Below are 12,575 nucleotides of genomic sequence, written 5' to 3'. Positions count from 1 at the left end.
AAAGTTTAGGGAAGTTTATGTGGATTAAAGTTAAAAGTGTTATAAATATCTATCTTATGGTTGCATTCTCAACCGGTGTTAGAACTGCTATTTTCATCTTGTGACGACGCGGCAAAAGCAAATCACAGCAAATCAAAAATCACAAAAGGAGGTTTTACTGATGGCAGAGAAAATAGTCCTTGCTTTAGGCGGAAATGCACTGCAGTCAGGAAAAGGAGAAGCAACTGCCAAGGCACAGCTTGAAGTCGTACATAAGACTTGCGAGTATATAGCAGAACTAAATGAGCGTGGCTATGAGATGGCTATTGTACATGGGAACGGACCTCAGGTAGGGAGAATTTTGCTGGCCTCTGAAACTGCAAAAGAAGTAACACCGCCCATGCCATTTGACGTGTGCGGGGCAATGTCCCAGGGTTATATCGGATATCATTTGCAGCAGGGTCTGAAATATGCGCTCAATAAGAGGAATCAGAACTTTCCTGTTGTCACCATCGCTACCCAGATGATTGTTGACGAACATGATCCGGCTTTTCACAATCCGACCAAACCTATCGGACCTTTCTATACAAAAGAAGAGGCCAGCGCTCTGGAAGAGGAAAAGGGATACGTCATGAAAGAAGATGCCGGCCGGGGATACCGCAGAGTGGTTGCATCTCCGATTCCTAAGAAGATTGTGGAGATTGAGGCGGTAAAAGAGTTATGGCCAAAGGCAATTGTCATTACCTGCGGAGGAGGCGGAATTCCGGTCATTGAAGATCCGACCGGTGCTCTCCATGGAACAGCAGCAGTGATTGATAAGGATTTTGCAGCAGAACTCCTGGCAGAACAGGTGGAAGCAGACATTCTGGTGATCTTAACGGAAGTAGAAAAGGTGGCAGTCAATTACAAGAAACCGGATCAGAGGAATCTGGACCATCTTAGCCTGATGGAAGCAAACCAGTATTGTGAGGAAGGGCAATTTGCTCCGGGAAGCATGCTTCCTAAGGTTCAGGCAGCCATGAAGTTTGTAAGATCCAATCCGTCAAAACGGGCGATCATCACTTCTCTTGACAATGCGGTTGAAGCATTGGACGGAAAGACAGGCACCATATTTACATTTAACTAATTAACAATAAAAATTTATATAAGGAGACTTTGCCATGAAAGCAAACGGAATTACACATTTTATTGACACTAACGATTTTACTAAGGTGCAGTTGTTAGACATCATCGAACTGTCCCTGGCAATTAAAAGAAGCATCAAGGCAGGTTATAATCCTCCTCTGTTAAAAGGGAAAACACTGGGAATGATTTTCCAGCAGTCTTCAACAAGAACCCGCGTATCCTTTGAAACTGCCATGGAACAGCTCGGCGGACATGCCCAGTACTTAGGACCCGGCATGATCCAGCTTGGAGGCCATGAGACCATCGGCGATACAGGAAGAGTGCTTTCCCAGCTGATCGACGTGGTAATGGCCAGAGTGGTTGAACACAACACAGTGGTGGAGTTGGCCAAAGCATGCACAATCCCGGTATTAAACGGTATGAGTGATTACAATCATCCAACCCAGGAAATCGGTGACCTTTGTACAATCGTAGAGCATCTTCCAAGGGGCAAAAAACTGGAAGACTGCAAGGTTGTTTTCGTAGGTGACGGAACACAGGTATGTGCTTCTCTCGGATTTATCACCACAAAGCTTGGTATGCATTTCGTTCATTACGGACCAAGGAACAATCAGCTTTTAGAAGAGCACAAAAATATCATGGAAGAAAACTGCAGGACCTCCGGCGGTACATGGGAAGTAACCGACAACCGTGACAGCGTAAAGGGAGCAGATTTCATTTATACAGACGTTTGGTATGGACTGTATGAAAACGAGACTCCCAAGGAAGAGCGTGTTGCTACATTTAAGGATTATCAGGTAAACAGGGATTTAATGTCTCTTGGAAATATCGGATGTAAATTCATGCACTGTCTGCCCGCGACAAGAGGAGAAGACGTGACCGATGAAGTACTTGACAGCGACAGCTCCATTGCATTCTTAGAGGCAGGGAACCGCCTGACAGCAATGAGAGGCCTGCTTGTTTACTTTACACAGTATCAGAGAGATCAGGCACCAAGCGAGCTTCAGATCGCTGCAGCAAAGGAACAATTAGAGAAATTCATGGATGATAGAAATATCAGATAGGAGGAGAATTATGTCAGACGCGCCAAAGAAGAAGTTTCGGTTAATAGATGCCATAATGACGGTTATATGCGTTGTATTTGTGGCAGAAGCAGCAAGTCCGGTGGCAGCGATTGGTAATTCCCAGTATTTCTGGTGGATTTTCCTCTTAATAGCATTTTTGCTACCATATGGCTTGATCTCCTCAGAACTGGGGACAACCTATGAGGGTGACGGTGGATTATATGACTGGGTGTCAAAAGCCTTTGGTAAAAAATGGGGAGGAAGGGTGTCCTGGTATTACTGGATCAACTTTCCGCTTTGGATGGCTTCTTTGGCGCTTATGTTCCCCGAGGTCATTAATCTTTTGACCGGAGGACAACTGGGATTTTTTCCGTCCTTGATCATAGAGCTTACGTTTGTATGGATCATTGTTTTTATCAGCTTTTTTTCCGTTTGTGACAGCGCCTGGATCTTAAACGGTGCGGCTGTAATTAAAATCCTCATAGCAGTAATCCTGGGCTGTCTAGGCATCTACGGTGCAATGACCCATGGAGTTGCCAATGAATACACCTTAGCATCTCTGATTCCTAGCTTTAATCTAAACAGCTTATCCTACATATCAGTTATTTTATTTAACTGCCTGGGTTTTGAAGTTGTTTGTACCTTTGCGGGTGACATGGAGAATCCGAGGAAGCAGATTCCTCAGGCGATTATTGCAGGCGGATTTGTCATTGCAGCGATCTATATCTTTATGGCATTTGGAATCGGTGTTGCGATTCCGGCCGATCAGATCAGTACCAGTACCGGCTTGGTTGCAAGTGTCCAGCTTTTGACCGGAAGCACCAGAGGATTCATTGTAACAGTGGTTGCCATTGGCTTCCTGCTCACACTTTTTGGAAATATGGTTTCCTGGTCACTGGGAGTAAACAATGTAGCGGCTTATTCGGCAGAGAACGGGGATATGCCGGCGGTATTTAAGATAAGAAGCAAAAAGAATGATATGCCCATTGGTGCCGCCATTATGAATGGACTGGTAGCCAGCACGGTTTTAATCATCGCGCCCCTTATACCCAATCAGGATCTGTTCTGGTGCTTCTTTGCACTGAATCTGGTTATGTTTTTGCTTTCCTATATTCCTGTATTTCCGGCCTTCTTAAAGCTCAGGAAGATAGACCCGGACACAGAACGGCCCTTTAGGGTTCCGGGAAGCAATGGTTTCTTAAGAGTTTTAGCATTCGTTCCAATGACGCTGATCATCGTTGCACTGATCTTCACCGCAGTTCCTTTAAGCTTTGATGCGGAAACTCTGGAGGGAGTCCTGCCGATCACCATCGGGGCAGTGCTGTTCCTCATACTTGGTGAGCTGATTGTAAACAGAAAAAGAGATAAATAAGAAAGAGAAGGGATAGATTATGGCAAAGAGAATTGAGAACACAACACCAAAGCAGGATGGATACCGTATGCCTGCAGAGTTTGAAGAGCAGGAACAGATCTGGATGTTATGGCCGGAAAGGCCGGATAACTGGAGAAACGGCGCAAAGCCGGCACAGATTGTATTTACTGAGGTAGCGAAAGCGATCCTTCCGTTTGAGCCGGTTACCGTTTGTGTATCTCCGGCACAATTTCAGAACTGCCGTGCCCATCTTCCATCTGAAATTAAGGTGGTTGAGATGACTAGCAATGATTCCTGGATCCGTGACTGCGGACCGACCTTTGTCATCAATGATAAAGGCGGCATCAGGGGCTGTGACTGGACCTTTAATGCATGGGGCGGCCTGGTAGACGGACTTTACTTCCCATGGGATCAGGATGATCTTGTGGCACAAAAGGTATGTGAAATTGAAGGAATCGATTCCTATCGTACCGAAGGTTTCGTTCTGGAAGGCGGTTCCTTCCATGTAGATGGAGAGGGAACCATCGTTACCACAGAAATGTGCCTGCTAAGTGAGGGAAGAAATCCTCATATGACAAAAGAAGAAATTGAAGATATGCTGGATCAATACTTAAACTGCCAGAAGGTTATCTGGATTAAGGATGGCATCGATCCAAACGAAACCAATGGACATGTTGACGATGTTGTCCAGTATGTAAGACCAGGGGAAGTTGCCTGCATCTGGACGGAAGATGAAGAGAATCCTTTCTATAGAGAAGCGCAGGAAGCTTATAAAACATTAAACGAAGCCGTAGACGCAAAGGGCCGTAAATTAAAGGTACATAAGCTTTGCCTGACCAAGAACCCTGTTCTGCTTCGTGGTGCAGACGCAATTGATATGGTAGAGGGTACCCTTCCAAGAGAGGATGGCGAGATTTCCATCGCTTCCTATATGAATTTCCTGGTCGTGAACGGGGGAGTGATTGTTCCCCAGTATGGCGATGAAAACGATGCATTGGCCTTACAGCAGATCCAGGAAATGTATCCGGACCGCAAAGTGGTCGGGGTACGTACCGAAGAGGTTGCATTTGGTGGCGGAAATATCCACTGCATTACTCAGCAGCAGCCAAAAGTAAAATAAAGCGTTATCACATCTGACTCCTCGAATGTATGCAGATACAGGGGCTGTTGCACTTGCCGCAACAGCCCCTGTCATATTTATAGGTCAATTTTCTTCTTTCGGAGGTTCAGGCGGAATGAAATTATCAGGGATCCCAGGATCCGTCATATCATAAACCCGGTTGTATTCTTTTGTCTCCTGGTTCTTAAAAGTCTCGGACCGGTTCATAGTAAGGAATTTGGTCAGCTCATAGCAGTTGACCCAGATCTCATTGTTTCCTTCCTTCTGAGATTCGTCAAAAATAAGCTGAAGTCCAAAGTGAAGATGAGGCTGATTGATATTATTGGTATTTTCATTCCGGCTGTATCCGGTGCGCCCCAGATAACCGATCACATCTCCCGCCGTAACGATGCTGCCCTGGCATAAGGATTTATGATAAGGATAATTCTTTCTTAAATGGGCGTAATAATAATACCGCTTTCCATCAAAGCTGCGGATTCCCAGACGCCATCCGCCATACTGGTTCCATCCGATGGCTTCTACATAGCCGCTTTCCACTGCGATGATGGGAGTCCCTACCTGGCCCATCATGTCATGCCCCAGATGCTGCCGTTTGTAGCCATAAGAGCGTGCAACTCCAAAATCGTCAAAATCATTATAGGGGAAGCCCTTTGCAATGGGGGAAAAGCTTTTTAGCCCATACTTCTTTACCCAGACCTTATCCGGATCCTGGGTGCCGTCGGGAAGGAGGGCAGGGGTGGCGTATAGGGGTGCATTTTGAGAGGAAATCTGAATATCGTACTGGCCGACAAGGCCATCAAGCACAGCTCCATAGGCTTCTCTGTAATAGGAATAGTGGGTCATTTTTGCAGTCAGTTCTTCCATGGTTTTACCGGAAAGAAGCTGCTCCGCCAGCCCATCTAAATCTTTCGTGGAATACCTGGAAAAGTCCCCCCCATACTTGGCACCTAGATAAGCAAGTAAATCCACCCAGTTTAAATGAGGCTCAGACTGGCAGGTGTTGACATCATAACGGAAGGCCTCCTGCATGGCCCTTGCGGTCACATCAAAATCCACCCATTTTATAAATTTTTTAGCTTCCGAGGGACTGGCGTTACTGTCCTGATTGACTACCGGAAATGAGAGCTTCCCGCCTGGGGATATGAAAAACAAGGAGACCAGAAGAAATGTCAGAATAATGACTTCTATGTAAATGATGATATGGTGTCTGGATACATGGGAAAGTCTGATATCTTTTTTAAATAGGTTCATAAGCGTTCTCCTTGTCATTCCATGGCATGATTTACTTAAATAAAGGCAAGCCAGGCCCGGACTGAAAAAAGCAGATCAGCCGTTCGATGAGCCGCCAGGTGAATCGAACTACTTACATATGAAAAAGGAAAGCAGATTACTAAGGCTTTCCTTTATAAGATATGCTGAGATAATAAAAAATATGAAGGGAAACGGGTGGGGAGAGTCCATATTGGAAAAAAGAAATGTTCGTGGTATAATTTCTATTAAGAATAAACATGATGCGGAACATGAGGGTTAAACCGCAGCGGAAAGTGAGGATAGAATGAATAATTTTGAGTATTGTGTACCTACAAGGGTGATATTTGGCCGCGATACCCACAAAAAGGCAGGAGCCATTATTTCTGAATATGGATTTCATAAAATCATGATTCATTATGGTGGAGGCAGCGTAAAGAAAAGCGGTTTGCTTGGGCTGGTGGAAGAATCCTTAAAAGAGCATGGAATCGAATATGTTCTTTTTGGCGGAGTGCAGCCTAATCCGGTTTTATCCCTGGCAAAAGAAGGCATGGAGTTATGCAGAAGGGAACATGTGGAGTTCATTCTGGCAGTGGGTGGCGGAAGTGTTATTGATTCGGCTAAGTGCATTGCCGACGGAGCACTTAATCCGGAAATTGATCCCTGGAAATTCTTTTTAAAGGAAGCGGTTCCGGCAAAAGCACTCCCCCATGGAAACATTCTGACCCTGTCCGCTTCAGGGAGTGAGACAAGCTTATCCTGCGTTATCACAAATGAAGAAGGGGGCTTAAAGCGAGGGTTTAACAGTCCGACCCATCGTCCTCTGTTTGCCATCTGCAATCCGGAGCTGACCTTTACTGTCAGCAAATTCCAGACCGGATGCGGAACTGTAGATATCATGATGCACACGCTGGAACGGTATCTGGGAGGGACGACAAAGGATACGCCTTTAACGGACCGGATTGCGGAAGGACTTTTAACCTCTGTTATGGAAGCGGGAGCTGTGGCAGATAAAAATCCAGAAGATTATGAGGCACGTGCAACCCTTATGTGGGCAGGAAGCCTCTCCCATAATGAGCTTACCGGTCTGGGAAGGGAATATATGATGCAGGTTCACCAATTGGAGCATGAGCTGTCAGGGCTTTATCCGGCCATTGCCCACGGTGCCGGTCTGTCTGCCCTGTTTTGTTCCTGGTCCAGGTACGTATGCGAAGTTGATCCTATGAGGTTTGCTCAGCTGGCTGTCCGGGTATTGAATGAGGAAATGAACTTTGAAGAGCCTTTAAAAACGGCTCTTAATGGGATTAACAGACTGGAAGGATTTTATAAGAGCCTCGGAATGCCTGTCAGCTTAAGAGAGCTGAATGCGGGAATAAAGGAAACGGATTTAGAAATTCTTGCGGATAAATGCTCCTTTTACGGAAGCAGAACTCTGCCCGGAATCCGGTCACTGGGGAAGCCGGAGATGATTGATGTATACCGGCTGGCTTATTAAAGCTTTTGATAAACCGCTGCTACGGGCGGCTGTTATCAGGGTGAGGACAAACACTAAATCTATATCAGCATAAAAGCGGCCTGCTTTGATCAGCTCAAATCATGATCTGGCAGGCCGCTCCCAATGAAAGAAAACCGGGGCAGGATATATCCAATCTCCGATCTTGGTTTTCGCTTTCATAAAATCACCTTATTTTCACTAACCTTTATAGCATCCCATTTTGCATATACTAGTTACAACCGCCCTTAACTCTTCTTTTTCCCCTTCTTTGCAAAAGGGTTTGAAAATGCATACCATGGTTATGGCATTCTGGGGAGGACGGGTCATAATGAAGGAATTGCAGATAAAGCGGAAGTTGATTCCCCTGGCCTCTTGAATGGATACCAGGTAGGGCTTATAGGTTGCGCCCCGTAATTCCCTTGTGGCCTCATAGAAGATCGCCAGGTCTTTGCAGTTTACATCGCGGTATGGGGTGAAAATGCATGGGCTGCACATATAAGAAACTCCTTTGCTTTTTCTATTGTTATATCATATGCGGAACTTGACCTTAAGGTACGAGAAAATCCAGCGCTGTATTTTTTACCATACCTTTGCTATAATGAAATTTCTGCTTGTGCAGGAAATAATAGCAGAAAAAAGGTTCAACCGTGAGGGCGGCTGAACCTTTTCGTAATATTATTTGCAGAGCTGAGAAATTAAATCTAATAAATCGCTAAAGTTACATGAGCTGAAATCAAACATGATACGTAACCTCCTTATTATTATTTGTTTTTGAACAACTTCATTGTAACACTTATGTAATAGAATTGTAACATATAAAAGGTGGAATTTAAGGAAGGAATTGGCCGAATTATAAAATACCACCAGAACAACTATATTTCGTTGTATATTTATGATAAAATATACCGTTAGATGATACGATTAAAGGAAGTAAAAAGTATGATAAACAAGGGTAAAGCTTATAAAAAGCTGTATTTATCTTATGGCCTCATTTTTCTAATCCCAATTTCCATGGGGATTTTGTTTTATTTTTATGCTTATTATATTGCAAAGGAACAGGCGGATGCCTCTAACCGGAGTTTGATTCAAACTGTGAAAAATACCTGTGACAGAGAGCTGGAATACTATGAGAATATTTTAACACAATTGGCCCTTAACAAGAACGTACAGCAGCTGTCTGTGGTGAAGGGGGAATTTCGGTCCAACAATTCCTATCAGCTTTATACGATTCAGAATGAAATTATGGATCTTAAGGTAACGATCAATAAAAGCGGCGATTACTGCAAAGATATTATGGTATATTTTAAGAACTGTGACAAAGTGGTCTCTTCCTTTGGCAACATGGATTTTCCCATGTATAGCGATCTTTATTGTTTTGGAGCGGATGATACAAAATCAGCTGAGATTTTGAAAAAACATCTGTCTGAATATCACTTTCGTGATTCGATTCCAATGAATTCCAAATGGACGCAGGGGAGACCTACCCTCCTTCTGACCATGAACAACTTAAAAGGAGAATTCGGAGAATCCACTGCAATGATCGGAATCTGGCTGGACATGGATGCGTTAAACAGCAGTATAGAAATGGCTTCCTGGGAGTCGGGCTTGGATTGGCTGATTATAAACGAGGATAATCAGATTATGAACCGGTCTGAGGATTATTCAAGCTTTGGAATCCAATATGACCATTTAAATCAGGATGGGGATCAGAAATTAAGGTGGAACGGGGAAGATTATATTATACGCACTGTATTTTCCGATGTGTTTAATTGGAAATATGTTCTGCTTATGCCTGAGAAAATGATAAGCGGTTCCGCAGGAAAGATGCGGAATATTTTCGTTATTGGCATATTTATCTGCCTGTTTACCGGTTTCGGAGCAGCCTCCAGGATGATGAAAATTAACTATAACCCCTTAAAGGTATTGATGGAGGTGTTCAGGAAACACGATGATACCCAGGAGATATTTGTTGACAATGAATATTTGTACCTTGAGGAAAAAACCATTTCGCTGCTGGCCGAACGTTCGGATTTTAAACAGATGGTGAGCAGGAGCCAGGAAGTGGTAAAACAGTATTATCTAACGGATCTGATGATAAACTCCTTTGAACAAAGCAAAGATACGCCGGACCGGGAAGCAATCGTTAAGAAGTTCCGGGAAGAAAGCAACCTTGTACTGCTTATTACAGGAAAGGACGCTTCCGGGCGGGAGGAAAACCAGGAAGAATACATACAGATAAACAGTTTAAGAAAGTTTATTATTGGAAATGTGTTTGGCGAAGGAATTGAAGGCAGCTTCAGTCTGGAGAGGGTGGAGCTGGGAGATACCGTCGCGATGATTGTCAATATCCCTGAAGTTTCAGCAGGATATGATGAGAAGTTAGAGGAAATCATTGATGCAATGCAGAAATATATTTATGAGAATTTTGGATTTATGACGGTTGTATTGGCAGGAGAAGCTCATAAGGGGCTTGAGGGAATTCATTTATCTTATATGGAAGCAAGAGAAGCGGAGGAATTTGTGGCTGTTCTGGATCCTGATTATATCAGTTACCGGGAAATTAAAAACAGCACCCATAAAAGGTACGATTATTCAACAGATCAGGAACTACGAATCATTGCAGCAATCAAAAGCCGCAACAGCGCATTGGCTTCTTCTTATATTAATAAAATTTTAGATATCAATTTTCTGGAGAATAAAGCATCTCTGGATATGTTGAAATGCCTTCTGTATGATTTAATGGGAACAATTATAAAAGGAGTACAGGAAGTAGAGGAGATTCCAGGTGAAGATTTAGGATTAAAGCGAATTTCTGTAAAAATGCCTCTTGAGAAAATCAAGGAAACGTTTGGAGGAGCTGTTGAAAAATTGTGTAAGTCCTCGGACAACTCCAGAGAGAGCGGACAAAATCAACAATTGTGTGAAAAGCTGCAGAAATATATCCAGGAGAATTTCAGCGATCCTGACTTAAATATTTCTCAGACAGGACTTCATTTTCATATGACCCCTGCCTATCTATCCTCTATTTATAAAAAGTACACAGGGGAAAGCCTTCTAAAAGTCATCAATCAAACACGGATCGATGAAGCAGAGAAGCTTTTGGCAGAGGGGATTAATGTGGTTGAAGTAGCGGAGAGAGTAGGTTTCCGGGACAGCTCCACTTTTATCAGAACCTTTAAGAAATTTACAGGAGCAACGCCTGGACAATTAAAAAATGGACGGTAGAGATTCGATAAATTGTAAATGAATTTTAGTTTTAGTCAAGAAAGGTTGATGAAATCATGTGATTTTGTCAACCTTTTTTAATATTTGAATATATAAAATGCACATAGTAGCATGTAAAATATAAGGAAATAAGTGCAATGTGCATAAAAAGAAGGAGGAAGTATTATGAAGAGAAATTTTAAAAAGCCGATCGCCGTATTAGTAGCAGCGGCGACTGCCATCTCACTGCTGGCAGGGTGTGGAAGTAAAACAGGGGCAGCCCCAGGGGCAGGGGAAACAAAGGAAACAGCAAATACCGGGGAAAACAGTTCGAATGCGGAAGCAGGGGGAGAGGTATCTTATCCACTGACTAAGGGAGGGGAGCTTACCTATTGGCTTCAGCTAAATCCGAACGCATCAGCTAACTTTACTAATTTAGGTGAAACTGAATTAGGAAAAGCGTTACAGGAACAGACCGGTGTTACAATTAAGTTCCAGCATCCCGCAGCAGGTGCGGACCAGGCAAAGGAACAGTTTAATTTAATTATTGCTGATGGAAATCTCCCTGATATTATGGAGTGGCAATGGGTGAAGATGTATCCAGGCGGTCCGGAAAAAGCAATTAAGGATGGAGTTATCATTCCTTTAAATGATGTTTTTGATCTGTATTGCCCAAACCTTAAAAAATACCTGGCAGAAAACCCTGATGTAGATAAGATGATTAAGACAGATGACGGCCACTATTTTGCATTCCCATTCATCCGCGGTGAAGATAAGCTGCGCTATACAGTAGGCGGGTTCATCCGTAAGGATTGGCTGGAAGAACTGGGACTTGAGGTTCCTACAACCATCGACGAGTGGCATACAGTACTGACTGCATTTAAGGAAAAGAAGGGTGCAGAGGCTCCTGTTAGCTTTGACTGGACCAACTTCAAACAGTCCAACCCATTTGCATTCGCCTATCATGTAGGCGCTGCAAACTCTACATGGTTTATCATAGATGATGAGGGCAAGATTGCTTTTGCACCTGCTCAGGACGGATATAAGGATTATCTGATGACTATGAACCAGTGGTATCAGGAGGGACTGATTGATAAGGATATTGCTACTCTTAATGGTGATCAGGTAACGGCTAAAATGACCAGTGATAAAGCAGGTGTTTCTGTAGGCTGGGCAGCAAGCCGTATGCAGCTGTTTATGACAAGCGCACAGAAGAGCAATCCTGACTATTTGCTGGTTCCGGCTCCAACTCCAACGTTAGAAAAGGGTGCTACACCTGAATATGGCTATATGGAAAATAAATTCCCTGATGTGGGAGCAGCCATTACCTCCAGCTGTAAAAATGTAGAATTGGCAGCCAGATTATTGGATTATGGTTATTCTGAGGCAGGGCATAACTTATTTAATTATGGTGTTGAAGGTGTTTCTTATGAGATGAAGGATGGGAAAGCTGTTTATACCGATCTGGTTATGAATAACCCGGATGGCTGGCCGCTGGCACAGTCTTTATCAAAATACGTACGTGCTAATTATAACGGACCATTTGTACAGGATCTTAATTATCTAGAGCAGTATTTACAGCTTCCTACCGTTAAGGATTGTCCACAGGTATGGGAGGTTGCAGATGCAAGCAAACATACGGTTCCAAATATCACTCCAACGCAGGAGGAGTCTAAGGAGCTGGCCACTATTACAAATGAACTTAATACTTATATAGATGAAATGACCCTTAAATTTATCTTTGGTACAGAAAGCTTTGATAAATGGGATAATTATATCCAGACATTAAAGGATATGAAACTGGACCGTGCACTTGAGATTGAGAACGCAGCTTTAGAGCGTTATGAAGCTAGATAATTCTGGTTGATTTCCAATTAAAATACGGCCGGGGCGATTGCATAGTCAGTCCCGGCTGTTTTCAGATCAAAGTCTTCGGATCAAGTATTCAGATGAAAGGAAGGGATGGAA

At 43.5% G+C, this 12,575-nt stretch carries 9 protein-coding genes; 7 read left to right on the top strand and 2 right to left on the bottom strand.

The genetic code is table 11. The features are described 5' to 3' along the window. The first annotated feature begins 160 nt into the window (after window positions 1-160). From arcC to aguA, 4 genes are read left to right on the top strand one after another with little or no spacing between them, the layout of a single operon-like run. Entirely contained in the window at window positions 161-1,105 is a 945-nt protein-coding gene (arcC, locus tag H171_RS15755; RefSeq protein WP_100306002.1) for a carbamate kinase, read from the top strand. A 34-nt stretch (window positions 1,106-1,139) separates the two neighbouring features. Then, window positions 1,140-2,168, top strand: a complete 1,029-nt coding sequence (gene ptcA, locus H171_RS15750; RefSeq protein WP_100306001.1) for a putrescine carbamoyltransferase — start codon at window positions 1,140-1,142, stop codon at window positions 2,166-2,168. A 10-nt stretch (window positions 2,169-2,178) separates the two neighbouring features. After that, complete coding sequence (locus tag H171_RS15745; RefSeq protein WP_100306000.1) at window positions 2,179-3,540, top strand: APC family permease; 1,362 nt, start codon at window positions 2,179-2,181, stop codon at window positions 3,538-3,540. Window positions 3,541-3,559: 19 nt separating this feature from the next. Next, on the top strand, window positions 3,560-4,660 hold the full coding sequence (gene aguA / locus H171_RS15740; RefSeq protein ID WP_100305999.1) for an agmatine deiminase: 1,101 nt from the start codon (window positions 3,560-3,562) through the stop codon (window positions 4,658-4,660). An 84-nt stretch (window positions 4,661-4,744) separates the two neighbouring features. Here the strand turns inward: aguA and H171_RS15735 are convergent, their stop codons facing one another. Then, entirely contained in the window at window positions 4,745-5,911 is a 1,167-nt protein-coding gene (locus H171_RS15735) for a M23 family metallopeptidase (protein WP_100305998.1), read from the bottom strand. Window positions 5,912-6,215: 304 nt separating this feature from the next. Between H171_RS15735 and H171_RS15730 the strand changes: the two genes are divergently transcribed. Then, window positions 6,216-7,403, top strand: coding sequence for an iron-containing alcohol dehydrogenase (locus H171_RS15730; RefSeq protein WP_100305997.1), 1,188 nt, complete (start codon window positions 6,216-6,218; stop codon window positions 7,401-7,403). Window positions 7,404-7,601: 198 nt separating this feature from the next. On the opposite strand, the gene H171_RS15725 is transcribed toward H171_RS15730, so the two are convergent. Beyond that, window positions 7,602-7,898 carry a hypothetical protein gene (locus H171_RS15725; protein WP_025231402.1) on the bottom strand — a complete coding sequence of 99 codons (297 nt, stop codon included), beginning with the start codon at window positions 7,896-7,898 and terminating at the stop codon, window positions 7,602-7,604. 444 nt (window positions 7,899-8,342) lie between these two features. On the opposite strand from H171_RS15725, the gene H171_RS15720 reads away from it, so the two are divergent. Continuing rightward, complete coding sequence (locus tag H171_RS15720) at window positions 8,343-10,628, top strand: helix-turn-helix domain-containing protein (protein ID WP_157803173.1); 2,286 nt, start codon at window positions 8,343-8,345, stop codon at window positions 10,626-10,628. A gap of 165 nt (window positions 10,629-10,793) precedes the next feature. Then, complete coding sequence (locus tag H171_RS15715; protein WP_100305995.1) at window positions 10,794-12,464, top strand: type 2 periplasmic-binding domain-containing protein; 1,671 nt, start codon at window positions 10,794-10,796, stop codon at window positions 12,462-12,464. Window positions 12,465-12,575 lie beyond the last annotated feature (111 nt).

It is taken from the genome of [Clostridium] celerecrescens 18A, from assembly GCF_002797975.1.
Lineage (GTDB): Bacteria > Bacillota > Clostridia > Lachnospirales > Lachnospiraceae > Lacrimispora > Lacrimispora celerecrescens.
The sequence above is the reverse complement of the archived record's forward strand: the minus strand, read 5'-3'. Positions and strand labels throughout refer to the sequence as shown.

Coding starts and splice junctions, on each gene's coding strand:
- H171_RS15735 (WP_100305998.1), bottom strand. CDS start 5,911: ATGAACCTATTTAAAAAAGATATCAGACTTTCCCATGTATCCAGACAC.
- H171_RS15730 (WP_100305997.1), top strand. CDS start 6,216: ATGAATAATTTTGAGTATTGTGTACCTACAAGGGTGATATTTGGCCGC.
- H171_RS15725 (WP_025231402.1), bottom strand. CDS start 7,898: ATGTGCAGCCCATGCATTTTCACCCCATACCGCGATGTAAACTGCAAA.
- H171_RS15715 (WP_100305995.1), top strand. CDS start 10,794: ATGAAGAGAAATTTTAAAAAGCCGATCGCCGTATTAGTAGCAGCGGCG.
- ptcA (WP_100306001.1), top strand. CDS start 1,140: ATGAAAGCAAACGGAATTACACATTTTATTGACACTAACGATTTTACT.
- arcC (WP_100306002.1), top strand. CDS start 161: ATGGCAGAGAAAATAGTCCTTGCTTTAGGCGGAAATGCACTGCAGTCA.
- H171_RS15720 (WP_157803173.1), top strand. CDS start 8,343: ATGATAAACAAGGGTAAAGCTTATAAAAAGCTGTATTTATCTTATGGC.
- H171_RS15745 (WP_100306000.1), top strand. CDS start 2,179: ATGTCAGACGCGCCAAAGAAGAAGTTTCGGTTAATAGATGCCATAATG.
- aguA (WP_100305999.1), top strand. CDS start 3,560: ATGGCAAAGAGAATTGAGAACACAACACCAAAGCAGGATGGATACCGT.